We start from the raw sequence: 24,789 nt of genomic DNA, 5'->3' as shown, positions 1-24,789 counted from the left end.
CCACCCCCACGAACCAGCCGCTACCCACCCGGCCTCCACCAATCCGACCGAACCGGCCTACCAGTCAAACCGCGAGCGTGCCGGAACCTTGCCCCAGCCCACCAGCCTTGGTCACAGGCCAGCTTCGCTGAGACGAGACACCGAGGCCGCCACCGTCAGACCGCGCGGCCGTCGGCCGTGCCCCTTGCCGCCGCCGCCCGGCCCATGGCCCGCGGACTGCGCGACCGAGGTCTCGAAGACGGAGATCATGGTGGGTTGGTGGCGGGATACGGCCACGCCATGATCATCGCGCGGCTTCGAGCGATCCGGCTCACGAGCTTCAAGACGTTCGAGGGTGCCGCGCTGCTGATCGGCCCGGTTGCCGTGCTCACCGGCCGAAACGGCAGAGGCAAGTCCAACGCCCCGACCACCGAATGCTCACCCCCATCGCTGGCACCATCGGAATCAAGATCAGTCAGACGCTGTGCGTCACCGACAGAGCGTTCGTTAATCACTACAATATTTGCTATGGGTGTACGTAGGCAGACGGGTCGGGTGGCCGTGGCTTCGAGCGATGGCCGGTCGGTGTTGATCTATGCGCGTCGGTCTGTGTTGGATGACGGGAAGTCGGTCAGTGATCAGGAGTCCGAGGGCCGCGACGACTGCGCGGAGCTGGGCTGGGATGTGGCCGACGTCTACACGGACAACGGCCGGTCGGCTTCCGAGTTCGCGAAGCGCGACCGGGAGGAATGGGCCCGGCTACTCGCCGATCTGGAGATCGGCCGGGGGGATGCGTTGTGGTTGTGGGAGGCGTCGCGGGGTGATCGGAAGCTGACGGAGTGGTCGCAGCTTCTGGACTACTGCCATGACCACGGGATCCTGATTCGGGTTGCCAGTCATGACCGGACCTATGACATGGCGAATGCCCGGGACTGGGAGACGCTGGCGGAGGAGGGCATCCGCTCGGCGGTCGAGACGAAGAAGATCTCCCTTCGGGTCCGCCGTGGTGTCGCGGGCGGTGTCCGCAAAGGCCGGCCGCAGGGTCCCGTTCCGTATGGCTACCGCCGGGAGTACGACCCGGAGACGAAGAAGCTCGTCGCCCAGGACCCCGACCCGGCCACGGCGCCGGTGGTCCGCCGGATCGTGCGCGAGGTAGGCGAGGCCCGGTCGCTACGCGCGATCGTCGACGGTCTGAACGCCGAGGGCATCCCGTCGCCGAAGGGCGCGCGCTGGTCAGCGGGCACGGTCCGCCGGATCGCCACCGCCGAGGTCTATGTCGCCCGGCGCACCCATGGCGGCCGGGTTCATCCCGGGACGTGGCCGGCGCTCGTGGAGGAGGCCGCGTTTGCCGCCGCCGGGCGGGCGGTGGCCGAGCGGACGGCCGGGGGACGGCCGGTAKCGGCGTCGCGGCCGGGGCGGCAGCGTTACGAGTGGTCCGGGATCGCGACCTGCGCGGTGTGTGGTGCCGGGTTGTCGGTCAACCCGGCCGGGGCGCGTCGGGCGCATTACTGGTGTAAGTCGGGGGCGCGCCATGTGTCGATCATGTTGGAGGAGTTCGACGACCACATGCTGACCCTGACCGCCCGGCGGCTCGCCAAGCCGGATGTCCTGGCCCGGCTGTCGCGGCCGGATGACTCCCGGGCGCTGGCCGCCCGGCGCACCGTGGGTGAGCTTCAGACTCGGCTGTCGGGGTTCTACACGTCGGCCGCTTCGGGGAAGCTGTCGGCGGAGGGGCTTGCGCAGATCGAGGCGGAGCTGTTGCCGCAGATCGCCGCCGCCCAGACGGAGGCGGACACGGTCGCGGTGCCGCTGTTCGTCGTGCGTCTCGTCGCCGGTAGCCCGACCGAGGCCGAGATCCGGGCCCGGGTGAAGGCGTTGGCGGTCCCGACCCGGCGCGCGCTCTACCGGCTGTTGTACGCATCGGTGAAGATCAAGCCTGCCGGGCGCAGGCACGGCCCCGCCGGCATGATCGACGTCACCCGCCTTGACGTCCGGTGGCGCACCTTCCGGGCCCCAGCCGAGCGCGACCGGGAGCAGTCAGCCGGCACGCCGACCGTGGCCGCCTGACAGACCAGCCCCACCCGCCGACCCGGGACCGCCGAGCAGGGTCGCGATCCGTTCCACGGTGACGTCATCCAACGGTGGCGCCGCCTCGACCATCGCGTCGATCCACGCCTGCGCCGCCGCACGGGCACGCTCACGAGCCGCCACCGACGCCGCACCACGACCACGACCAGCCCGAGCACCGCCAGGAGCAGCCGACGCACCGCCAGGCGCGCACGGCGGGACGGACCGAGGCGGGTCCCACCCACCCACCCCCACCGGCGGGACAGCTTCCCCGACACCCCCCGAGCCCGAGCACAGAGCAGACGCCGAGGAACCTTCGGTACTCACCACACCGGCGGCCACCGGCCGCACACACTCCGCCACGCCCGGCACGTCTTCGGAGTCGTCGAAGGGCAACGCCCTCTCGCCTGCCAGCAGCCCCGACCCACGCCGCCGCGTCACGGCCCCACCCCAGACGAGTCCCGCACCGCACCTGGATCACGGCCACGCCCGGCATAGCGCCACTGTCCGATGACTGCCGTGTTCGGGTCGCCGTCGGGGCGGCCGAACTCATCCAGCACGACCGGGCCGCCGTCGTCGTCCAGACCGAGGGGACGGCCGGACAGCGCCGCCGCGAGCAGTCGCGACCAACGCCGCCGCACCCCACGCAACTGCCGAAACGTCGTCGAATACCTCCACGACTTCGTCAGCCAGTGGCCACCAAAGCCGAACGAGTGTGACCAGCGGATCAGCCCGGACACCCGGCCCGCAGGCCGTCCGGCCGCCGCATCCAGCGCTTCCGCGAACGGACGATCCGTCCCCAGGCGCCAGCACGTTTCCACCAGCCGTCGGGTGTGTTCGCGCAGGCCGAGCCGGGCGAGGTGGCGCAGAGACCGGACCGGCCTGTCGAGTGCCCCCGAGTCGGTCACGGACTTGGTCAGGTACTTGGCGAGGTAGTTGCCGACCTTGACGGCGTCGACGTCGGAGCCGAGTCGGATGCGGCGGATGTCGACCTGTCCGCCCCAGCGCACCGCCCACCCGTCGGACGACGCCGCGAYCGGCAGCGCGCCCGAGCTGTCGAACAGCGCGACCGCCGCCGGGTCCGGAGCCGACACCGAGACCGAGTTGACGACCGACCGTAGGCAGTCCGCGATCACGTCTCCGTACGCCCAGGACGGTGGCGCCGTCGGTTCGCCCGACGGGTCACGACCGTCGACCCGGACCACGACGTGCAGGTGGACCAGGCCCCGGCGCTGCATCTCGGCGACCTTGACGAAGCTGACCCGCACCACCCGGCGCAGCCCCGTGACCGTGAGCCCGACCGCCGAGGCCACCGCGGATTCCAACCTGTCCCGGGTCGCCTTCCACAGCGCCGGAACCAGCGCGTTCCACACCACCGCCCGGCCGTAGTCGAAGCAGCGCGAACACAGCGGCTCACCAAGCCGCCGATCATCGCCGCCGTGGCGAAGGTGGCACGCCAGCGCACGGCCGTGCTCACAGGTCCCGCGACGCGCCCGACACACCCGGCTGTCCGCGCCTTTGCCCGCACGGCGGGAATGGACCGGGCCGAACGACGGGGCGGTCAGGGTCACGAACCAGGCAGGCCCGCCCACGACCGCAGCCGCCGCACCGTCCGGTCCGGGGTCCAGGCCGCGCATTACGATGCGCCGCGCGTCGCGTTGGTAGAGCTTGGAGCAGTCCGGACAGGCCGAGGCCCGCCGGTTGTTGCACCGCACATGCACCGTCGGCGGGGCGGATGCCCGCCGGATCTCACCGGTGGCCAGGTCTACGTGATCGGACCGGCCGGCGAGCCGGATCGGTCGGCTACAGCCGTCGGTTGGTGTCGTTGACGAGGACTGTTCGGTCATCGGGACCGCGCTCCCACCCCGGGAAGCGGGCCCGACCGCGCCTCACGTCACAAGCCCGGCACGACGCAGACTGCGCAAAGGCACAGCCCGGCCGTGGTGAGGGCGACGCGACAGCGCAGCCGAGACCCGCAGGCCGCCCCGCCCAAGGCGGGGTGCGCCCGGGATACCCACCGCTGTTACACGCGGAGGTCACACCAAGCGCGTAGGTGGTGACACCGAAGCCTGGGCCGTCCTACTCCTGGCCAGCTCTCAATGTGGCGGCACCCGTACTCAATCCAGGTCTGGGAATCTTGACCTAGCCCTAACGGGCTCTAAAGGGCCTACCCGACGACCGGATTCCAGAATACGACACCAGCACAGGCAAAGACAGGGAAACGAAGAGATACCGTCCCTGAGGCATCCTGGAACGGACTACCGGCCGTACCAGGCCAACGACCGGATCCGCGCAGCGGTTCACCGCCGGTCAGGCCGGCACCGCCACCGGCCACCCGACCACCGGCCCCAGCCGTAGCAGCCAGGCCGCAACATCAGACGTCTCGCTGATCTCCCACACCACCCGGTACTGGACACCGCCGCGCGCGTGGACCGTGACCGGGTGCGGCACGATCACCCCGCCCGACTCCCACGCGCACCGCGGCCGGGACGCACACAACACCACCGGCACCGCACCAGCCCCCGCCACCAGCCGCTGCTCGACCAGCAACCGGCCAACCGCCAACGCCAACACCGAACACGCAGGCGACGCCAACGGCGGACAGGCCACCACCACCCGCGCCACACCTCTCGCCGCCAGCCGCAACGCAGCACCATCCGCCGGGAACCGGCCCGAGGGCACGAAATCCGGCCACGGATAGGCGTCGAGCAGCACTCCGCCACCGCGCGGCAGCCGCACCGGCCCCAGCTCCACCGGCACCGAGCCGGGTTCCCAGCCGTCCAGTTCCACCCTCACGACCGTCACGGTTCCTCCCACCCTCGCGGCCGGYGAGCCCGACACGTGCGGGCCGCAGAAGCCGGCTCCGGCCGGGGGAACGCAGCCAGCCCGACCGGAACCGGCGCCATCCACGATCTGTCGCCGAACGACCGCCGCCAGTGACGGCGACCTGGACGATCCGGGCCGCTTCCAGCCCACGGCACAAGGGGCCATCCCGGGCCACTTCGGGCCACTTCGGGCCACTACACCGCAACCCGTGCGCCGCTCCTGACAGTGCCTCCGCGACGAGTGATGATCAGTGGAGCCCAGTCGCGCCCGCCGGAGACTCCATGACCACCAGCGCCACCCCGCGCACCCACCTCGCCGCGCTCCTGATCCAGCGCGGCTGGAGCGCCACCCGCTTCAGYCGCATCTACCAGCAGACCGCGATCACCCTGAACATCGGCTCCGGCTACCTCGCCGAACRCACCGCCAAACGCTGGATCGCCGGCGAAGTCACCGACCCACGAGCACCCGCCGCCGCCGTCCTGAACGCCATGTTCGGCGCCGATATCGCCACCTTGTTCGGTCCGCCGGCCCCACAGCCGCCGCGTGATCCGGCCCTCACGCCTCGCGCGGCGCTGGTCCCTGACCGGCGTGCGGGTGACGATAGACACACCAGGCCAGCAGCGTCCGGGGAGGTGAGTCCATCGCGCCGCCGCGACCTACTCAGCGCAGGCGTCCTACTCCCCACCATCGGCGCTGCGGGTGGCCCATCCGACCGGGCCGCACGTATCTCCCGGGCCATCGCCACCGCCGGACCCGACMCGCTGACCCTCGCCCAGCTCCAATACGGCATCCACCGCCTCACCACGCTCTACGCCATCACCCCACACGGTGACCTGGTCGAACCCGTAGAACAGGCATGGGACGACGCCGAAGCCCTCCTGGAAACCCGCGTCTCAGGCACCACCCGGCGAGACGTCGAACTCGTCGCCGGCCAATACGCCTACTACCGTGGCCAACTCGCGTTCGACCTGGGCGACGACACCACCGCGTTGACGTTCTTCGTCCTCGCCGCTCAACACGCCGACGCCGCCGGAGACAGCCTGCTTTCCGGTTCTGTCGCCGTCATGCGGTCAGCCCTCGCGTTCTTCGCGAAAGAGTTCACCACCGCCGCAGCCATCGCCCAGCGAGCGCAGCCAGGCGCCCACGCCTACGTCATCCCCGTACTTGCCAGTTCCCTTGCCCGCGCACTCGCCCAGACCGGCGACACAGGCGGCGCCATCGCAGCTCTACGCACCCTGCGAGACAACATCTGGACCGGCCCACCGCAGCCAGGACCAGAACCCGGCGACGAACAGCACTACGAGGCATTCAGCGCCATCACACTCGGCTACCTCGGCAAAGGCGACGCCGCCGAGCACCACGCCCGGAACTCCCTGGCACTTCTGGAGAGCACCGGCCGCCACGTCCAACTAGCCGGAACCCACCTCGCACTCGCCCGGGCCTTCCTCCACCGCCCCACACCCGAGCCCGAACAGACCGCCACCGCACTCCAGAACGCACTGACAGCAGCCCACGGCAACGACCACGGCGCCACCGCCCACCGAGTCGCAGGCATCTACCGACGCCTCACCACAGAACCCAAATGGGCGACACTCCCCGGCATCCGCGACCTCAACGACCAACTACCCACCCGCCGAGCACTCCCCCCAGCCGCAACCATCTGAACCACAGGCCAGCACAAACACCAAGCGAAGATGTCGAGTCCCAGCAGATGGTCGACCGACGATCTAGGGCACGAAGCCGCGTGAGACTCCGTTGAGCCCTCCGTAGCGCGCGAGAACGCCCGCCTTCCCGAGCGCGAACGCGTGCGGCCCGCGGTTTGTGGCCGAGGCGGAGACTGCTGGGCGCGGCCAGCCCCATCGCCGTGGCCTGATTCGGCGACCGACTGGAGGGCGGCGACGCACTCGGGCGAACGACGGAGCCAAAGCTTAGAGCTGTGCTTAACTACCTTAAGCAGCTCGACACCGCTTCGGTGGTTCTATGGGGGAGTTTCAATGACGCTGCGCTCAGACGCCTATACCGCGATTCGCCGATACGAGAACGCTAAACGAGACGCTGCGAACGCGCAGCACACTGTAGATACCCACCGACGCAAGCTAGAACACGCTAGCCGCACTCTTCGCTACGATCAAAGTCGACGACCACAGGCCGTTGAGCGCCAGAGGCGTGTAGTGACCGAAGCCGAACGCGATCTGCGGAGCGCTCAAGATCGCGCGTCTCGAGCGGCTGAGGATGTGAGAAGAGCGCACTCGGATGCCAAGGATGCCGTAAGCCACGCCGTCCTCAACAGTGAGGCACCGGAGCTGCGAGGGTGGCGAGGTTAAACCTGATCGGCAAGTATCCAGCTTCGTCGGCACCTTACAGATCCCGTCTCCAGGGCGCTCCCTCATGCGATCAGGTCGGACATGCCCCTACCCCCGGGTGGGACACCGGAGATCCGCAAGCTGTGAAGCAAGCCATGGCCGCCGCGAGTGTCGCGGCGAGCGTCGCAACGGTCACCACCAGTCGCCAAGATCGCTGTCGCGGAAATTCTGTACCGCCTTCAAGGGCGGCCTTCGGCCGCCGGCCGGTCGTCGCCGCACGCGCCGCACGCGACGCGCCGGGCGGGGCCCGTCAGCCCCGCCACGCCCCGGGGCCCCGCCTCGCTTCGCTCGGCACCCCGGGCGTGTCGGGTCTGCCACCCGCCCGGCGCGTCGGAGCGTCGGTGCGTCGCCGTCCGGCCAAGAAGCCGCAGACTACGACTCCGTCAGTTCCTCCGTGTTCCTGGCACCCTTTGCCCGCAGCCACGCCGCCAGGGTGGGGGCTTCCGCGCGTTCAGCCGCGCCGAGGGGGGTCAGCTCGTCGTAGCCGACCCAGTTGATGTCGGCGCCCCGATCGAGCAGGTAGGCGGCGGCCTGTTCCTGACCGCCGTTGCACGCGCTCCACAGAGCGTGGGTGACATCGTCGGGCGTCGGCTGGTCCGGCCCTTCGAAGTAGGTGGCCAGACGGTCCATCATGCCCAGCGCGGCGACGTGCCAGATTCTGGCCTTGGCTCCGCATTCGACCAGCCGCCGAGCAACGTTCCACTGCCCGAACGCGACAGCGTCGTCCAACGGCGTACCCCCGGCGATCACCGCGCCGTCGGCCTCGATGTCAGCRCCCGCGTCCAACAGCGCGTCGAACACGGCCACGTCGTCGCTACTGGCCGCCCAGTGCAGCGGGGTTTCTGTGTGCGGTCCGCCGAAACGGGCGTTGACGTCCCCGCCCGCCGCGACGAGGGTCCGCACGGTCTCCGCCCCGTTGGGATAGTGCCCCGGCCAGTCGGTCACGACGTGCATCAACGTCCGTGACATCCCCGGATCGCCGAGCCGCACCACAGCCAGCCCAGGATGTTCCTGGAGCAGTGCCGACAGCGCAGCGACATCCCCGCTGTGGATCGCGGCGACCGCCGCGACCGCAACCGGATCCTCGGTACTCAGGAACTCCACGACACCCCTGGGGTTCTGGCCCGTCGTTGACCGTTCAGACCATCACGATGTCATGGCCTCTTAGCCGGCCAGCCTGAGCCGGTCGTCAAGGACCGCGCGAAGCGTCACCGCTGGCACATCCAGCTCATCGAGCAGCGCGGACAGACCGCCGCTGGARACGTCCAGCGCACTGCGCAGGAGCCGTTCGTGGAAGTGGTGCGGGGCGCTGTCCCAGCACCGGCCCACCACCCGGTCGATGGTCTGTTTGAACTGCGGACTCAACGCGGGTCCACACAGCGGACCCTGTGGCCGAAGGTTCCAACCCACCTCGCTGGCATACAGCCGTTCGACCGCGTCCGCGCCGAACCGCTCCGTGACCGCACGGCGGACCTCGTCCAGATCGATACCTAGCGTCGCCAGCAACGCGGCGGCATCCCACCGCGGACCGTCACCCCGACCCTCACCCACGACCAGCCTGACCGCGTCGCGGGCCCGCTCACCGCTCACACCGACCTGGGCGAGCAGCCCCGACACCGACCCCGCCCAACTCCCCGTGAACGCGACGAGCATGTGCTCCAGGCCCACGTAGCCATGCTGAGCCGACGCCACCTCCGCGCGGGCGGCTTCCAACACGACACCCACCGGCCGCCTGACCGRCCCGCGACCGCCATCACGCGCCCGGCTCATGACCGCTTCCAGCCCGGCAGCGCCCGCGTCACGTACTTGCGATGCACCGCCTGACGAGTGACCCCCAGAGCCTGCGCGATCTGTTCCCAGGTCCAACCCTGCTCACGGGCCGTCGACACGTGCAACGCCTCCAACTGGTCCATCAGCTCACGCAGCGCCGCGATCGCCGCCAACCCGGTCCCCGGATCCTCGCCTGCCGCAGCAGCAGCGGCCAGYCGCGTCACATCCGTCATGCACCCCAGAGTGAACCGACCACCAGAACCTGTCAACACATGTTGACAGCGTGGATCTTCCCGCCACGTCTCAGACGCTGACCCGCGAAGACCACCAGTGACAGCGGTGGCGAGTGTCTACCCCGCAGGCAAGGCAACGATCAGTCGCGGTCGCTGCCAGCCGGCAGACCAAGCGCTTCACGAAGGTGTGCCACCGACGGCGCCCCGGTCACGTCGCCGCCAGCGTCGCGGTAGAGCCGACACGACAGGCTCACCGAGCGACCCGGCTCAGCAAATGGATCCACACCGTCAACCAGCAGGGTCGGCGAGCCGGTCATGCCCACCTCCACTGCCGCATCCTCGCTCTCGACCACGCGGAGGGTGACCGCGTCATCGACTCCTAGCAGGCCACCGATCCGATCCCGCAAGATCGAGGCGTTCCGGCAGCCCGGGACACAGAGGATCACCAACCTCATCCGCGATGCCCCTCCCCGCTCGGTAGCTCGACGCCGCACGACGCACCAGGGCTCTGCCCCGGACCCCGGCCCTTCCACCGGAGAAGGGGGAGGACGGCGAGAGTCCGCGTGTCTCCTCCGACGAGCAGGCACCCAGAGGGTTGCCCCAGGAACCCCGACCGCGCAAGACCCGCACCCGACACGCTCGGGTCCAGAGCCGTCGACGGATCTTGCACGGCCGAGAACCCTGACGCAAAGCAGAGCTTGCCTGCCCGCCGGAGAAGCCCCGCTCAGCCCGAGCCATGAAGGGCCAAGGCCCCTCAAACCCGAAGGCACCGACAAGGCAGCTCCGAAACCCGGACAGAAGACGACGGCCAGCAGTCCCCCAGCGAGGGAACGCCGACCAGGTCGCGCGGGGTGGCGCCCTAGCGCAGCGTCATCGTGTGCCGAGCACCGTCGAGCGGAACGACGTGGTACGTAAACCGATATGCCGCAGCCATGATCGTAAATGGTCGATAGGTGGTATGGGTGTCGAGATGATGTTGCTAGTGGCCCGTTCAGGCCCACCAAGAGGCATGATCGTTGATCAGTTGATCGTTAAAATGCTTGCTCTGGCAAGCGGAATTGACACCGCAGTTAGCACCGTCCAGTCGAGCCGCGACGGCCGAAACGGCAACGGCGGCCGGCACCCGGGAAGGGTGCCGGCCGCCGTGGCGGATCGGTCGGAGGGTCAGTGTCGGGCGCGCCGTTCGCGCAGCAGGTCCGCCAGGACCATGACCGTTTCCGGGGGCAGCCGTTGGACGAGGCCCGCCATCCGGGCGCCGGACGCGCTGTCGGGTGCCGCCGCGAGCAGCTCCCACAGCGCGCACTGATACGGCGTGATCCCACGGTCAGGCACCGCGCCGACATCAGGGACCCAGCCCGACGGATCGCCCGGCACCGTCAGCGCGTCGGCCACAGCCTCAGGAGCCGGACCGACCGGGGCGCGCCACGGCGACGAGCCCGCGACGCCCACGGCGCTGTCCCGGAAGACCAGATCCACCGCCGCACCGGCGGGCGTGACCGGCCGGTGGGTGACGTAGAACGCCGAAGGCAGCATCCCGGCCAGCGTCGCCAGTTCCCGCGCCGGGGCGCCCGCATGCAGCCGCAGCGCCACATCACCGTCGGGAAGCGGCACGATCCGCGCCGGCTGCCACCGCCGGGGCCAGCCGCCGCGCTCGTGTGGAGGAAGATTGGACATGGGTTGCCGTCCTGTCTGAGCACAGGTCTGTGATCAAGGTTTCGGCGTGGGTGCTCGCTACACCCCGCCGGAACCGCCTACACCCAAATTGTACGGCGCCGCGCCGTATATTTCTGTGGATTGTGGAGAGAACGCCCGCATGCCTGACGAAGATCCACTCATCGGCTACCGCGAGATGGCCGAGCGGGCAGGCATCAGGCCGGGCACACTCCGCAACTACCGCAGCCAGGGGCGCCTACCTCCGCCCGACGACGACTCCGTACCCGACCGGCCACGCTGGCGCCTCTCCACCTTCGAGGCGTGGATGCGAGCCAGGCCCGGCCACGGCGGACGGCCCCCCAAGGCCAAGCCCGACCCCGACAACTAGACACGGCGCACACAAAGACGCAGCTTGCTCCAGCAAGCGGGGTCATGGGTGATTTGTCAGTGGCTTACAAACGCCCTCTCAGTGGCGCGTAGCGTCTGACTAATCTTGAAAAGGCCGTTCCGAAACGGGTGAACGTCGCCAGACGTGTCACTGGTGCTGCCGGGTGGCGACTCTCGGTGTGCTTGCTGTGGCTTAGCGGGGTAGATGTGCCTGTTGTGGCAGGCGCCCCCCGGTTATCGCTTTCAGGGGCGGTTACGGACGGGCAGGATCAGGAGGGTGCGTACACGGCCGGCATCTGACGATGACTGGGCCGGAATTTGGCCGATCTGGCACGGACAGGTGTCGGCCGGGGATCTGCTCGTGTGGCGCCCGGACACCTCGGAGGCGGACGCCCGGAGGCTGTGGATGCTGCCACCCCCGGCGGCGGTGCTCGTGATGGAGGACGACGGCGGGGATGGGCGGATCGTCGCCTCCGCGCAGATCACCCCCGCGCAGGCTGGCCTCGGCGACCATGTGGCACAGCTGATCTTCATCGCCGAGCCCGCGCGCGCCGCCGAAGGGCTGGAGCGGGAGATGGCCCAGGCCGCGATCGAGCACGCCACCGAGCTCGGCTACCGGGCGATGCAGTCCACGGCGGTGGTCGCGGGCAACACCAGGATGGTCGCGATCTGGCGGGTGCTCGCGTTCCGCGTCATCGGCACGCTCCCGTCGGCCTTCCGCCACCCTCAGGGTGGCGATATCGACCTCTACGTCATGCACCGCTTTCTGCCCTACAAGACCTATCGCCCCCGCCGCCCCGACTGAGTGGCGGTGCGGACGAGGCCGCCGACGGGCGTCCCGCGAGCTTTCGGCTGCCCAGACGGCCGGCTTACTGGGATGGTTCGCCGGTCCGTTGGTCCGGGGAAGCCGTCTCCGTCTCCATCTCCGTGTCCTGATCCGTCTCCGTGTCCCAGTGGGGATGCTCGGCGGTCGCCCACCAGGTCGGGACGTAGCCGGTGCGCATTCCGGCGCGGGAGAACGGGTCGCGCGAGGCCATCCAGAGGTGGCCGCAGATCGCGAAGAAGATCCCGTAGGCGAACACGTCGTGGACGAACGTCGCGCCGGTGCGGTACCGGTCCGGAACGCTGAGGTCGGCACCGAACCACATCAGCAGGCCGGTGCCGAGAAAGACCGCGATCGAGCCAGCCACGCCGGCGGCATACAACTTCTGGCCCGCGTTGAACTTGCCGCCGATACGCGCCTGGCCCACGTCCGGAGCGCCGGGCGCCGGGACGGCGCCGGCGGTCGTCCCACCGGCGTCCGAGGCCCACGTCTGGCGGCGAAACCTGCGGATAGGGCCGGTCAGTAGATGATCGCGGAGCCAATGGCCGTCGGCGGGGCCAAAACGGTTGAGCTCGGCGGCGTCACGGCGAAAGCCGCCGCTGGACCCGCCGAGCCGCCTCCGCCCGCGCGAGGCTTCGCCATCTTCGCGCGGGCTTTGGCTGAGCAGCCAGCCGAGCAGGGCCGGGATGGGCAGGGCCAGGCCGCTGTAGAGATGGACGGTCATCACCAGCGCTCGCCGGCCGAACAGGATCGAAAGCGCTGGCAGGTAGAGCACGGCGGCCGTTGCGATGCACACACCGAACAGGAACGCGGTCGCGCGATGCACCCAGCGGGTGTTCGTCCCGAAACGCCGGATCTCGCCTTCGCGCGGTCCCGTCGCCATTTCCCGGTACCTCTCCGGTACACGGCGGTCCTGGTTGTCCCAGCCCTCCTGGTGGACATCCACGGCTCAGACCGGCTCGTCGTCACGGCCGTTGGACTTGCCGATCCAGGCGTCGACGTCGTAGCCACGCCGCTCCCACCAGCCCGGAGCCACCTCGTTGACCAGCTCGATCTCGCCCAGCCACTTGATCGACTTGTAGCCGTACATCGGCGCGACGTAGAGGCGGACCGGGCCGCCATGGTTGTAGCTGACCGGAGCGTCCAGCATGCGCAACGCCACGAGCACATCCGAGCGCCTGGCCTGCTCGATCGTGAGGCTCTCGTCGTAGAGCCCGTCGAACGAGCGAAAAATGACGGCCTTGGCCGTCGACCGCGTTTGGACCCGGTCGAGCAGGTCGGTGAGCCGGACGCCCGACCAGTGGACGTCGTCGACCCGCCAGCCGGTCACGCACTGGAAGTCGCGGGTCATCGCGGTCTGTGGCATCGCCTCCAGCTCGGCGAGCGTGAGCGTCACCGGCCGGTTCACCAGACCGTGCACCTTGAGCTGATAGTCGGCGGCCGTGCGTCGTGGCACCGAGGACGCGACCGAGTAGATCTCGAAGCCGCTGCCAGGAATCAGCTCGGTGAGACCCGTCGGGTCCCTCTCGCGCAGCGGCGCGGTGACCGTGTCGACCGCCCGCTCCACCTCCGCGCCGACGGCGACCCCGGCGGCGCCCAGGGCGATCAGCCCCAGGACCACCCGGCGACCCACCGGTGCGCCATTGACCACGGGTTCCAGTGAACACCGCCGGCGAGCCGATACACCCCCGGCCCGTCAATCGTTAGCTTTTCGTAATCATCGTCGGCGCTGACTCGCGCCGAGAAGGTGAGCGGCGAGTCGCTGGATCGCCTCTCGGCCGGGACGCGGTGCCCTGGCCCGGAGACGACGGGCACAGGGCACCGCCGGGCCGGCCCGAGGCCCGGCCCAGCGGCCGTCCAACCACGTTCAGGCGGTGATATCGCGACGAGCCAGGCTGGTGATGCCGACCGTGGCGAGCGCGACCGCGTAGAGGATGCCGAGCAGGAGCGGGCCGCGGTAACCGGCGATCGAGTTGCCACCCGTGCTGATGTTGGCGAACACCAGGCCAGGCAGGTACCTGGTCGCGTCCGGCCAGGCGTTCTCGATGATGTGTTCGAGCGGGCCCGTCCAGGCGAAGGCGATCAGCACGGCCGCCGTGGTCGAGCGAATGAGCAGGCTCAGCGTCGTGCCCGCGATCGCGAAGCAGGTCGTTCCGACCAGCACATTGAGGTAGTCCTTGCCGGCTCGGCGCAGCGCGTCGTCCGTCCACCACTGCCCGGTGTCCACACCCCGGATCTGTGCCATCAGCACCGCCGTCGCCGCGCTGATCACGAACGCCCCGACGAGCGCGACCGCGAGGATGGAAAGGAGCGCGCCCATCCTGCCGGCGAGCCAGGAGACCCGCCGCGGTTCCCGCATGAAGATCATCCTGATGGTGCCCTGGTTGTACTCGGTCGCGAGCATCGCCGCGCACAGCAGGAGCAACAGCAGACCGGTGAAGGTCGAGCCGATCCGGAAACCCAGGACGAGCCCGGCCGGCGTGGCCAGCGCGGGCAGCGGCGGCAGCAGCCCGTCCGAGCTGCCGAACGCGCTGGGTGGACCGTCCTTGGCGAGCGCGAAGGTCAGGACGGTCGACAGGACGGACAACGCGGCGAGTACGCCCATCGCGGCTACCGTCGTCGGACGGCGCAGCTTGTGCACCTCAGACCGGTAGCTGCGGGCTACCGCGAGCAGTGGGCCGCGATCCGTTGATCGGCTCCGTCCGACGGCAGGTGGGCCGCTGCCGGTCCGAGCGGAGGCGGCCCGGCCTTCGTCGGCCTGGTCGTCGAATGCCCGCCCGCCCGCGGTCTGCTCGGCGTAGACCTGATCGTCGACGGACTGTGTGGTCAGATGCTGGGCGGTCATGCCGCGTCTCCCGTCCGACGGCCGGCACCCTGGGCGACCAGGCCGGTGTAGCGCTCCTCGAGGGTCACCCGGCTCGGCGCGATCTCGACCAGCGTGATCCCGTGCGCGTGCGCGGCCCTGTTCAGGCCACCGAGCAGGGCACGCATCGCCTCCTGGGGGTCGTCGTGCTCGGTCTCCGAAGCGCCCGCGGCCCACGGCGTCGCCGATCCGTTCGGAGCCTCGCCGGCGGGCAGCGTCGCCATCACCTGGTCGCCGGCGCGCTCGACCGCGAGGCCAAGCCCAGCGGCCAGGTCCGCGAGCATGCCAAGGTCGTCCAGGTGCTCGGGGCGCAGTGTCACCCGGGAAGCGCCGGCGGAAAGCAGCCCGTCCGGTGGCCCCTGGTAGGCCAGCTCGCCCCCGTCGACGACGATGATCCAGTCGCAGATCTGCTCCACCTCGGCGAGCAGGTGCGACGAGACGACAACCGTTCGCGGGCGGTTGTCCCGAATCGAGAGGTCACGGATCAGCTCACGCATCAGCCGGATGCCCATCGGGTCGAGGCCGTTGGTCGGCTCGTCGAGCACCAGCAGGTCCGGGTCGCCGAGCAGCGCGGCGGCGATCGCGAGCCGCTGCTTCATGCCGAGCGAGTACGACCGCACCTCGTCGTCGGCCCGTTCGCCAAGCCCCACCTCGTCGAGCACCTCCTGGATCCAGGAGGGGTGGTACTGGCCGGCGAGGATCGCCAGCGCCTCGAGGTTGCGGCGGGCCGAGAGCCGCGGGTAGAGAGCCGGGCTCTCGATCAGCGCGCCGACCCGCGGCAGGTAGCCGGCCGGCTCCGTCAGCGGGCGGCCGAGCACGGTGCCCTGCCCTGTGGTCGGGCGGACCAGGCCGAGCAGCATGCGCAGGGTTGTCGTCTTGCCGGCCCCGTTCGGGCCGATGAAACCGGCCACCGCGCCAATCGGGATGCGCAGGTCAAGGTCGTGGACGACGGTTCGCCGGCCGTACCGCTTCGACAGGCCGCGCACGTCGACCGCGGCGGGATCCGCGTCGTCCGCCGGCGATCTCCCTCCGCGCGGCGAGGCGGGCCCCGTCGCGGCCTGAACCGGAAGCCGAGCGGGCGGCGAGGCGGGCCGGCTCTCCCCGCGTCGCCGTTGTTGCGTTGACTGGGTCATGTCGATCAGAGTGCGGCGCGCGGCGGCTCTCGTCGTCGCCCCAGCGTCGTCACCCGCCCTACGCCCTCCGCCGTACCTCCGCGCCCGTGCCCGCGCCCGGGCTCGGCAGGCGACCGGTCTAGACGAGGCCGGCCTGGTTCGCGAGGACGGCGAGCTGGGCGCGGTCCCGGGCGTTGAGCTTGACCATCACGCGGCTGACGTGGGTGCGGGCGGTCGCGGGGCTGATCACCAGGCGGGCGGCGATCTCATCGTTGGACAGACCGTGGCCGACGAGCCCCATCACCTCCCGCTCCCGATCGGTCAGCCCGCCGAGGTCGGGCGCCGAGGGTGATACGGGCCGGCGCGCGAACGCCTCGATCACCCGGCGGGTGACGGCCGGTGACAGCAGCGACTCGCCGGCGGCGACGACCCGGATCGCCCGCAGCAGGTCCGCCGGCTCGCTGTCCTTCAGCACGAATCCGGAGGCGCCACCGCGCAGCGCCTCGAACACGTACTCGTCGAGCTCGAACGTCGTCACCATGACCACCCGGGTGTGGCTCAGCGCCGGATCGTCGGTGATCTCACGCAGCGCCGCCAGCCCGTCGAGCACGGGCATCCGGATGTCGAGAAGCGCGACGTCCGGCCTGGCCCGGCGCACCAGCTCGACGGCGGCCCGGCCGTCCTCCGCCTCGCCGACGAGCTCGAGGTCGTCCTCGGTCTCGACGAGCACCCGCAGCCCCAGCCGGATCAGCGGCTGGTCGTCGGCCACCACGACCCTGATCAACGATTCCCTCCGCCACGGCTACGACCGCCACCAGATCCGCCACGAGGACCGCCGACCGGCTGTGCCCGGGTGACCGGGAGCTCCGCGTGCACGCGCCAGCCACCGCTCGCGCACGGGCCGGCGGTCAGGCGCCCGCCCAGCTCCTCGGCCCGCTCGCGCAGTCCGGTGAGTCCGTGGCCCGGTGGTGTCACCGGCTGGGCGGCCGGTGGGTCCGGAGCGTCGGCGACGTCGATGGACACGGCGCCGCCGGCGACGGCCACCTCGATGGTGACCCGTGACGCGGCGGCGTGCCGGAGCACGTTCGTCAGCGACTCCTGCACGATCCGGTAGGCGGCGAGGTCGACGTCGGCGGGCAGGGTGTCGAGCGGCCCGCTGGTCGACACCTCGACCGGGATCCCGCACAGCCGGACCTCGGCGAGGAGGCTGGGCAGCCTCCCGAGCCCCGTCAGCGGCGTCCGTTCGGCCGTCCGGTCGGCCTTCCGCTCGGTCTTTCGCTCGGCCGGCCGGTCTGTCGGCCGGCTGGCGGCCCGCTCGGTCGGCGCAGCGGGCGACGAGGGCGGCCGCGGCGGAGCCGCCCACGGGCCGGACACGGCCTGGGCCGCGGGTGATGGCTCCGGACGTGATGGCTCCGCCAGCGGCGGCTCCAGCGCGGCCGGCCCGCGCGTGGACCGGCCGGCGCGGGTCAGGGCGAGCGTGGCGCGCAGCTCGTCCAGCGCCTCGATCGCCGTCCGGCGAATCGCCTCCAACGAGATCTGCGCCTGCTCGGGCCGGCGGTCGAGGACGTGCAGCGCGACGCCCGCCTGCAACGAGATGATCGACAGGCTGTGCCCGACGACGTCGTGGACCTCGCGGGCCATGCGCAGCCGTTCGTCGTCCACGCGGCGCCGGGTCGCCTCCTCCTCGGCCTTCGCCCGCCAGGCCCGGTGCTCACCGATCAGCGCGCCCCCGACGACCGGGACCACGCCGAACAGCAGCGCCGCCCCCAGGCCGACGGAGAGATCCCAGCCGCCGGCCGCGTAGCCGCGCAGGAAGCTCGTCAGCTCGCCGGCCGCGATCAGGACGGTGGCGCAGGCCGCGGCGCTGGCGGCCACTCGGCGCTGGCGGGTCCGGCCGACGGTGATCCCGGTGATCGCCACGGCGATGAAGTAGGGGCCATGGGCGTAGCCCGCCCCGAGGAGGGCGCCGACGAGCAGACTCTGCGCGCCCAGCGTGCCCAGCGGCAGCCAGCGGCGGGCCAGCAACCCGGCCGCGATCGCGCCGAGCAGCGTGTATCCCGCCGCGTCGATGGGCCGATGCGACGAGACCTGCGTCTCGCTCCACTTGGGCGCGCTGAGGAAGAACAACGTCGTGAACGCGGCCGTTACCAGGACGTCCCGCACCAGGAACCGAAGGTTCCGTCGAAACCACGTTCCGTCCATCCCGGCGACGGTAACCCCTCAGGCCGGCCCTGACATCCCGCCCGACGCGTATCCCGCGCTACGCGCCCGGTCGTATCCGCCCGCGCTCTTGCCGTTGATCACGGGTGTTCGCGGGAACGGTCGGGCACACGGACCGGGTCGGGCTGGCTTTCCGGGCCGTCCCGCGTGCCGTTCGGCGAACCCGCGGTGATCGGGAACCGCCGTGGTCGATGATGAGGAACCGCCGTGGTCGTCGGCGCCATGACCGCCATCGCCGCCATGACCGTCGTCCTCGGTGGCGCGCGGATATCGCTGGAGCTCGGCCCCCGTAGGGGTGCCGGTAGCGTGGACGTCTTGCCTGAACGAGGACGAGGGGGCCGCGCGGGTGATCGTCGCGATCGAGGGGATCGACGGGGCGGGAAAGAACACGCTGACCATGGCGTTGGTCGCCGCGCTGGCGGCGGCGGGGCGCCGGGTGGGCACGCTCGCGTTCCCGCGCTACTCGGTCGCGCCCCTCGGCCCGGCGGCGCGGGCGATGCTGACCGGCGACCCGGCGCTCGCACCCGTCGCGGCCTCCGCTCGCGCGAGCGCCCTGCTGTTCGCGCTCGACCGGGCGAACGCGCGCCCCGAGCTCGACGCGGCGGCGGCGGGTGACGGGGTGGTGCTGGTGGACCGCTACGTCGCCTCGAACGCGGCGTATGGCGCCGCCCGGCTGCCGGCCGAGGAACGCGCCGGCTTCCGCGACTGGGTCGCCGCGATCGAGCTCGGCGACCTGGCGTTGCCTCGCCCGGACCTGCAGGTGCTGCTGCGGGTGCCAGTCCAGGTCGCCCGGGCGCGGGCGCTTTCCCGCGCGGCCGCGGACAGCGGGCGTGGCGTCGACCGCTTCGAGGCGGACGAGGCGCTGCAGGCCCGGGTCGCGCTGGAGTACGACGAGCTGGCCCGCTCCGGCTGGGCCGCCCCGTGGCTCACCGTCGACCGCGCCGAGACCGCGGGCGCGTCGGCACCCGGAGCCGACGCGATGGCGGCCAGCGTCGAGGCCGCCGTCGAGAAGGTGCTGCGCGACCTGCTCTGAGCCGCGCGTGCCGCGCCGTTTCGCCCCGTGCCCCGTGTCCCACGCACCGGGCCCCACGCACCGGGCCCCACGCGCCGCGCACCGTGCCGCTTCGCACCACGCGCTCGCCCGATGGGCGCGCGGGCGGGTCTCCCCTTCGACGTCCCGATATATGGCCCGAGCGGTCGTCCCGCCTGTTGACGCGCGTGCTGGTGCGTTCAGTGGTCGTGGCGGCACACTAGCGGGGGTCGGCTCGTGCGCGCGGGTCTCCGTGTCACCCATCTTCCCGTTAGGGGTTCCTATGAGTGATGACGTCGGCATGTCGGCGGACGGAGACAAGGCGGCGCGTATCGCGGCGGATCTGCGGTCGCGCGGTGTCGGGGTGGTGGCGCTGACCTGGGTCGACAACAGYGGGATCACCCGGGTCAAGGGCGTGCCGGTCGGCAGGCTGGAACGAGCCGTCCAGGTGGGTGTCGGGGTCTCGCCGGTGTCCGACGCGTTCGGGCTGACCGATGGGATCGCGTCCGGCCGTTACGCCGGGGGCCCGGTCGGCGACCTGCGGCTGCGCCCGGACCTGGACAGGCTGGTGCCGCTGGCGGCTCAGCCGGGCTGGGCCTGGGCACCGGCGGACCGGTTCGACCAGCTCGGCCGGCCACATCCACAGGACGCCAGGGAGGTCCTACGCCGCCAGGTCGACGCGCTCGCGGGCTTTCTGGGCGGTGCCGGCCAGGCACGGGCGGGCATCGAGATCGAGTGGACTGTCTACCCCGAGGGCGGGCAGCACTTCTCGGCGCCGGCACCGGTAGCCAAGGGATCCGCCTATGGCATGGACCGGGTCATCGAGCTTTCCGACTACCTGCGCGACGTCGTCGAGGCGTTGACCGAGCAGGGCCTGGTCGTCGAGCAGATCCACCCGGAATACGCGCCGGGTCAGTTCGAGGTGTCCGTCGCGGCCGAGGACCCGCTCGGCGCGGCCGACAGCAGCGTGCTCGTCCGCCAGACCGTGCGCGCGGTCGGCGTCCAGCACAAGCTGCGCACCTCGTTCTCGCCGGCGGTCGTCCCGGATGGCGTCGGCAACGGCGGGCACGTGCACCTGAGCCTCGGGATGAAGGACAGCCAGCGCTGGAACAGGCTGATGGACGGGACGGGCCCGGCCGGGCTGAGCCAGCTGGGCGAGCGGTTCGCCGCCGGGATCCTCGGCCACCTGCCCGCCCTGCTGGCCGTCGGCGCGCCCAGCGTCGCCTCCTACCTGCGGCTCGCGCCGTCGCGCTGGTCGGGCGCGTTCGCCTGCTGGGGCGTGGAGAACCGAGAGGCCGCGCTGCGGCTGGTGACCGGCCTCGCGGTGGGCGGACGGTCGGTGCACTCGCCGGACGTGGAGGCCGAGCTGGGCGTCAAGATCAGCCTCGAGCGGTGGGCCGCGGCGTCCCCGAACCTCGAGATCAAGTGCTTCGACCTGACCGCCAACCCGTACCTGCTGCTGGCGGGCCTGCTGGCCGCCGGGCGGTCAGCCCCCGCGATCGGCGAATCGCGGCTGCCCGAGCCGGTCGACGTCGACCCGGCCACGTTGCCCGCGGAGGAACGAGCCCGGCGCGGCATAGTGGCACTGCCGCGCCGGCTCGACGACGCGGTGACGGCGTTCGAGGGTGACTCCGTCCTGCTCGACGCGTTCGGCGTCGAGTTGCATGACACGATCCTCGCCGTCCGCCGAGCGGAGATCGACCAGTTCGCCGGCGCCACCCCGGCCGAGATCGTCGCCCAGACGCTCTGGCGGCACTGACCGCGCCGCCGCGAGTTCCTCGGCCGGTGGGTTCCTCGGCCGGTGGGTTCCGTGGGTTCCGTGGGTTCGGCGGGATCGTCGAGGTCGGCGGGAACGCGGCTGGCCGGAGGCCGGTTCAGCGGCAGCGGATGCCGTGGCCGGTCTGAACGCAGGTGGGCCAGGTGATCGGGGGGAGCTGGATACCTCCGCCCCCGCCTGACCCGGTGCCAGGGTCGGGCGACGGGGGCGGCGTGGCGGGACGCGTCGAGCTGCCGCCGCCGGCCGGGCGGGGCGCGGGTGAGACGACAGGGCTCGCCGCTCCGCTGGGCGTGACGTCGCCCGATGCCGTCGAGGACGCCGTCGGCGTGTCGAGCGCGGAGGACGAGAGCTGGGGAGACGGCGAGACCGAGAGCTCGGGCGTGGGGCGCGTCAGCAGCAGGTCCGTGTCCTCGCCGTGGTTGCCCAGGCCGCCGAACATCAGCCCGATGGTGAGGGCGATGACGCCGAAGGTGGCTACAACGACCGGGAATGTGGTCACGTGCCACTTCCGGCGGCGATGGCTGCCCACGAGGACACTATGGACTACGTCACTCGTACCGTTGCCGTTGGGGCTGGCGTGAGACRCCAGGCTCAGGCGTGACCTCGGGGGCTCAGGCCTGGGCGGCGAGCTCGCCGGTGGCGGCCCGCGCGGCCCGGGCGGCGCGCTTCTCCTCCTGGAGGGTGGCGAAGGCGTCGAGTCCCTCGAGAAAGGCCGCGACCTCGGTCCTGGCCTGCTCGGCCTCGGCGCCCAGGCCCTCCAGCGCGAAGAACTGCCACTGCCGCAGCACCGGCGTCACCACCTCGTCGTGGTGGACGCGCAGGTTGTAGATGCCGGCGTCGGCGATCTGGCGGGCCTTGGACTTGAAGTCGAGGATGCCGGTGCCGGGCATGTCGAAGTTGAGAACCTCGTCGCGGATGGCGAGCACGGTCTGGTCCGGGGCGAGCTCCAGCGCGGCGGTGACGAGGTTCCGGTAGAAGATCATGTGGAGGTTCTCGTCGGCGGCGACCCGGGCCAGCAGCTTCTCGGCCACCGGCTCCTCGGTGAACCGGCCGGTGTTGCGGTGGCTGATTCGGGTGGCCAGCTCCTGGATGGTCACGTAGGCGATGACCCGCAGCGGCGACTTGCTGCCGGAGTCGTAGCCGAGCTCCATCTGGTGCATCCGGCCGCGCTCCAGCGCCACCGGGTCGACGCCGCGGGTGACCATCAGGTAGTCCCGCATCGCGATCGCGTGCCGGCCCTCCTCCGCGGTCCACCGGCCGACCCAGGTACCCCAGGCGCCGTCGCGGCCAAAGGCCGAGACGATCTCCCGGTGGTAGCTCGGCAGGTTGTCCTCGGTGAGCAGGTTGACCTCGAAGGCGATCTGGGCGACGTCGGACAGCGTCGACTGCCCCGGCTCCCACGGCAGGGTGTCGAAGTCACGCCCCAGGCTCCACGGCACGTACTCGTGCGGCATCCACTCGGCGGCGAGGCTCAGGTGCCGGTCGATGTTCGCCGCGGCGACTGGCTCCAGCTCGCGCAGCAGATCCAGATCCGTGGGTGAGGTCATGAACTGACCATCGCAGCCGAACCCCGGCCCCACCATGTCCCCCCGGAGTGGACTTGCCACCACCGAACTATTCCCGGGGAACAGTCGACGTGGATTGGTGRCGTCCAAGCCAAACGCAACCGCGCTAACGCGGAGGCCCCTCCCACGAGCGAAGCGATGTGCCCTGCGGATGTCCTGGGCTTGGATCTGGTGACGTCCAGCGGCACGCAACCGTGCTGGGCGCGGAGGCGCGCCTCGCGGAGGCCCGACCATGGAGCGAAGCGAACATGGTCGGGCCGCAGCGAGGTCGCCGGAGCGCCCGTGAGCGGAGGAGGACACGGCGCGGAGGTCCCTTGGGAGCGAAGCGAGTAAGGGGCCGTAGCGCCGTGCCCGCACGGAGCGAACCAAGAACACTGTCCACAGTCGTCCACAGGCGACGGGTCGCCGGAAACCCCTGCACAGAGGACGGTTGAAGCCCGCGAGCTCCATAGGGGCGGATCTACCAGCCTGGTTGTACACAGGCCACCCCCACTTCTCCACAGGTTATCCACAGGCCTTGGGGGGTCATGCCCGCGCTTCGCCGTCGTCCGTGCCCGCCCGAACCAGGCCGGGAGCGCGCGAAGCACCCGACAGTCCGGGGTGCCCGGCGCCCCAGAGGCTTGCGACGCCGGGATACGGGGGAGGTTCTCCGCGTGTCGGTGCCACGGATCGAGACGCTCGAATCGCTCCCGCTGGTCGACCATCACTGCCACGGGCTGGTGCGGCGCGAGCTGAACCGCACGGACTTCGAACGGGCCATGACCGAGGCCGACCATCCGGGGCCGCGAGGCGCCTCGTTCTTCGACAGCCAGCTCGGCTTCGCGCTGCGACGCTACTGCGCGCCGGTGCTGGACCTGCCCGCGCACGCCCCACCGGACGACTACCTCGCCCGCCGGGCGGAGCTCGGCGCCGACGAGGTGGCGACACGGATGCTGCGGTCGGCCGGCATCGCCGACTTCTGCGTCGATACCGGGTTCGCCCCGGAGCGCCTCACCAGCGCCGCGGATCTCGCCGCGGCCGCGGGCGGCCGCGGCCATGATGTCGTCCGGCTCGAGCCGCTCGCCGAGCAGGTGGCGCTCGACATCGTCACCGGCCAGATCGGCGTCGCGCACTTCCCCGACCAGGTGCGCGCCCGGCTTGCGGCGCGGGCGGCGGCCGGCGGCGCCGGCGCGAGCGCCGGCGCCGGCGCGGGCCCCGCCAGCGGTGACAGTGCTCCCGTCGTCGGGGTGAAGTCGGTGGCCGCGTACCGCGTGGGCCTGGAGCTGCCCGCCGAGCGGCCCACCGACCGAGTGGTGATCGCCGCTGTGCGGTCCTGGGTCGGCCGGCTGCGTGCCGGCGCGCCGATCCGGCTCGCGGATCCGGTGCTGCACAGCTTCCTCATCTGGGTGGGCGCCGACCTGGGCCTGCCGGTACAGATCCACACCGGCTATGGGGACACCGACCTGCACCTGAGGCGGGCCAACCCGCTGCTGCTCACCGACATGCTCCGGGCGCTGATGCCCACCGGCGCACCGGTGCTGCTGCTGCACTGCTACCCGTTCCACCGGGAGGCGGGTTACCTCGCGCAGGTCTTCCCGCACGTCTACCTGGACGTCGGCCTGGCGACCCACAACGTCGGCCGGGCGAGCGCGACCGTTCTCGCCGAGGCGCTGGAGCTCGCGCCGTTCGGCAAGCTGCTGTTCTCCACGGACGCGTTCGCCCTCGCCGAGCTGTACCTGCTGGGCGCGCGCCTGTTCCGCCGGGCGCTCGCCGCCTTCCTGGCCGCGGGCATCGCGGACGGCGACTGGACGGCCGAGGACGCGGACCGCGTCGCCGTCATGGTGGGCGCCGGCAACGCCCGTCGGGTCTACGGCCTGGCGGAGCCGGCCGAAGAGCCGGCGGCGACGAAGCGGGCCGCGGCGAAGCGGCCGGCCGGCACGACGAGCAGGCGGGCCCCCGCCAAGCGGGCGCCGGCCACGAAGGCTGGTCCCGCGAAGCCGGCCCCGGCGAAGCGACCGGCGGGGCGGTCGAGCACGTCCGAGCCGGCCAAGCGGGAACCCGCGAAGAAGGAACCCGCCGCGAAGCCGGCCACGGCCAGGCGGCCGGCGAAGCCGTCGTCCAACGACGGCTGAGCGCCGTTCA

At 71.3% G+C, this 24,789-nt stretch carries 22 protein-coding genes; 7 read left to right on the top strand and 15 right to left on the bottom strand.

Annotated elements, in window-relative coordinates; all coding sequences use genetic code 11:
• The first annotated feature begins 204 nt into the window (after positions 1–204).
• Complete coding sequence (locus tag BL253_RS33780) at positions 205–2,046, top strand: recombinase family protein (RefSeq protein ID WP_081438967.1); 1,842 nt, start codon at positions 205–207, stop codon at positions 2,044–2,046.
• Between the two features lie 437 nt (positions 2,047–2,483).
• Here BL253_RS33780 and BL253_RS33775 read toward each other — a convergent pair whose 3' ends face one another.
• Positions 2,484–3,893: a replication initiator gene (locus tag BL253_RS33775; protein ID WP_241835380.1), complete on the bottom strand. Its 1,410-nt coding sequence runs from the start codon at positions 3,891–3,893 to the stop codon at positions 2,484–2,486.
• Positions 3,894–4,356: 463 nt separating this feature from the next.
• Entirely contained in the window at positions 4,357–4,851 is a 495-nt protein-coding gene (locus tag BL253_RS33770) for a hypothetical protein (RefSeq protein WP_241835379.1), read from the bottom strand.
• 302 nt (positions 4,852–5,153) lie between these two features.
• Between BL253_RS33770 and BL253_RS33765 the strand changes: the two genes are divergently transcribed.
• A complete protein-coding gene (locus BL253_RS33765; RefSeq protein WP_076821618.1) occupies positions 5,154–6,536 on the top strand; it encodes an NsdA family TPR-like regulatory protein in 1,383 nt (460 codons plus the stop codon).
• Between the two features lie 1,071 nt (positions 6,537–7,607).
• On the opposite strand, the gene BL253_RS33755 is transcribed toward BL253_RS33765, so the two are convergent.
• The 5 genes from BL253_RS33755 to BL253_RS33735 all read right to left on the bottom strand — a co-directional run bounded on the left by BL253_RS33755 (position 7,608) and on the right by BL253_RS33735 (position 10,912).
• Complete coding sequence (locus tag BL253_RS33755) at positions 7,608–8,339, bottom strand: ankyrin repeat domain-containing protein (protein ID WP_076821614.1); 732 nt, start codon at positions 8,337–8,339, stop codon at positions 7,608–7,610.
• 60 nt (positions 8,340–8,399) lie between these two features.
• Positions 8,400–8,960, bottom strand: coding sequence for a Clp protease N-terminal domain-containing protein (locus BL253_RS33750; protein WP_158230471.1), 561 nt, complete (start codon positions 8,958–8,960; stop codon positions 8,400–8,402).
• 41 nt (positions 8,961–9,001) lie between these two features.
• Entirely contained in the window at positions 9,002–9,178 is a 177-nt protein-coding gene (locus BL253_RS33745; protein ID WP_476644130.1) for a helix-turn-helix domain-containing protein, read from the bottom strand.
• Between the two features lie 200 nt (positions 9,179–9,378).
• Positions 9,379–9,693 carry a hypothetical protein gene (locus BL253_RS33740; RefSeq protein ID WP_076821608.1) on the bottom strand — a complete coding sequence of 105 codons (315 nt, stop codon included), beginning with the start codon at positions 9,691–9,693 and terminating at the stop codon, positions 9,379–9,381.
• Positions 9,694–10,402: 709 nt separating this feature from the next.
• Positions 10,403–10,912 carry a hypothetical protein gene (locus BL253_RS33735; RefSeq protein ID WP_076821606.1) on the bottom strand — a complete coding sequence of 170 codons (510 nt, stop codon included), beginning with the start codon at positions 10,910–10,912 and terminating at the stop codon, positions 10,403–10,405.
• 139 nt (positions 10,913–11,051) lie between these two features.
• On the opposite strand from BL253_RS33735, the gene BL253_RS33730 reads away from it, so the two are divergent.
• Complete coding sequence (locus BL253_RS33730; protein WP_076821604.1) at positions 11,052–11,279, top strand: MarR family transcriptional regulator; 228 nt, start codon at positions 11,052–11,054, stop codon at positions 11,277–11,279.
• Between the two features lie 339 nt (positions 11,280–11,618).
• Positions 11,619–12,083 carry a GNAT family N-acetyltransferase gene (locus tag BL253_RS33725; RefSeq protein WP_420801745.1) on the top strand — a complete coding sequence of 155 codons (465 nt, stop codon included), beginning with the start codon at positions 11,619–11,621 and terminating at the stop codon, positions 12,081–12,083.
• A gap of 64 nt (positions 12,084–12,147) precedes the next feature.
• Here BL253_RS33725 and BL253_RS33720 read toward each other — a convergent pair whose 3' ends face one another.
• From BL253_RS33720 to BL253_RS33695, 6 genes are all read right to left on the bottom strand, one after another.
• Positions 12,148–12,984, bottom strand: coding sequence for a formate dehydrogenase (locus tag BL253_RS33720; RefSeq protein WP_076821631.1), 837 nt, complete (start codon positions 12,982–12,984; stop codon positions 12,148–12,150).
• A 66-nt stretch (positions 12,985–13,050) separates the two neighbouring features.
• Positions 13,051–13,734, bottom strand: a complete 684-nt coding sequence (locus BL253_RS33715) for a molybdopterin-dependent oxidoreductase (RefSeq protein WP_076821600.1) — start codon at positions 13,732–13,734, stop codon at positions 13,051–13,053.
• A 234-nt stretch (positions 13,735–13,968) separates the two neighbouring features.
• Positions 13,969–14,946, bottom strand: a complete 978-nt coding sequence (locus BL253_RS33710) for an ABC transporter permease subunit (RefSeq protein ID WP_081438966.1) — start codon at positions 14,944–14,946, stop codon at positions 13,969–13,971.
• Positions 14,943–16,097, bottom strand: coding sequence for an ABC transporter ATP-binding protein (locus BL253_RS33705; protein WP_241835378.1), 1,155 nt, complete (start codon positions 16,095–16,097; stop codon positions 14,943–14,945). The genes BL253_RS33710 and BL253_RS33705 overlap by 4 nt, the downstream gene beginning before the upstream one ends.
• 118 nt (positions 16,098–16,215) lie before the next feature.
• Positions 16,216–16,860, bottom strand: a complete 645-nt coding sequence (locus tag BL253_RS33700) for a response regulator (RefSeq protein ID WP_076821596.1) — start codon at positions 16,858–16,860, stop codon at positions 16,216–16,218.
• Positions 16,857–18,239 carry a sensor histidine kinase gene (locus tag BL253_RS33695; RefSeq protein ID WP_241835377.1) on the bottom strand — a complete coding sequence of 461 codons (1,383 nt, stop codon included), beginning with the start codon at positions 18,237–18,239 and terminating at the stop codon, positions 16,857–16,859. The genes BL253_RS33700 and BL253_RS33695 overlap by 4 nt, the downstream gene beginning before the upstream one ends.
• A gap of 403 nt (positions 18,240–18,642) precedes the next feature.
• On the opposite strand from BL253_RS33695, the gene BL253_RS33690 reads away from it, so the two are divergent.
• A complete protein-coding gene (locus BL253_RS33690) occupies positions 18,643–19,329 on the top strand; it encodes a dTMP kinase (protein WP_076821592.1) in 687 nt (228 codons plus the stop codon).
• A gap of 280 nt (positions 19,330–19,609) precedes the next feature.
• The gene (locus BL253_RS33685; RefSeq protein WP_081438965.1) at positions 19,610–21,085 is read left to right on the top strand and encodes a type I glutamate--ammonia ligase; all 1,476 of its coding nucleotides are present in this window, start codon (positions 19,610–19,612) and stop codon (positions 21,083–21,085) included.
• Positions 21,086–21,200: 115 nt separating this feature from the next.
• Here BL253_RS33685 and BL253_RS33680 read toward each other — a convergent pair whose 3' ends face one another.
• On the bottom strand, positions 21,201–21,602 hold the full coding sequence (locus tag BL253_RS33680) for a hypothetical protein (RefSeq protein ID WP_131831645.1): 402 nt from the start codon (positions 21,600–21,602) through the stop codon (positions 21,201–21,203).
• 112 nt (positions 21,603–21,714) lie between these two features.
• The gene (locus tag BL253_RS33675; protein WP_076821628.1) at positions 21,715–22,650 is read right to left on the bottom strand and encodes an acyl-ACP desaturase; all 936 of its coding nucleotides are present in this window, start codon (positions 22,648–22,650) and stop codon (positions 21,715–21,717) included.
• Between the two features lie 671 nt (positions 22,651–23,321).
• Between BL253_RS33675 and BL253_RS33670 the strand changes: the two genes are divergently transcribed.
• Positions 23,322–24,779: an amidohydrolase family protein gene (locus BL253_RS33670; RefSeq protein WP_076821586.1), complete on the top strand. Its 1,458-nt coding sequence runs from the start codon at positions 23,322–23,324 to the stop codon at positions 24,777–24,779.
• Positions 24,780–24,789: the final 10 nt, after the last annotated feature.

The sequence above is a fragment of the Pseudofrankia asymbiotica genome, from assembly GCF_001983105.1.
Lineage (GTDB): Bacteria > Actinomycetota > Actinomycetes > Frankiales > Frankiaceae > Pseudofrankia > Pseudofrankia asymbiotica.
This window is presented reverse-complemented; position numbering and strand designations above follow the sequence as displayed.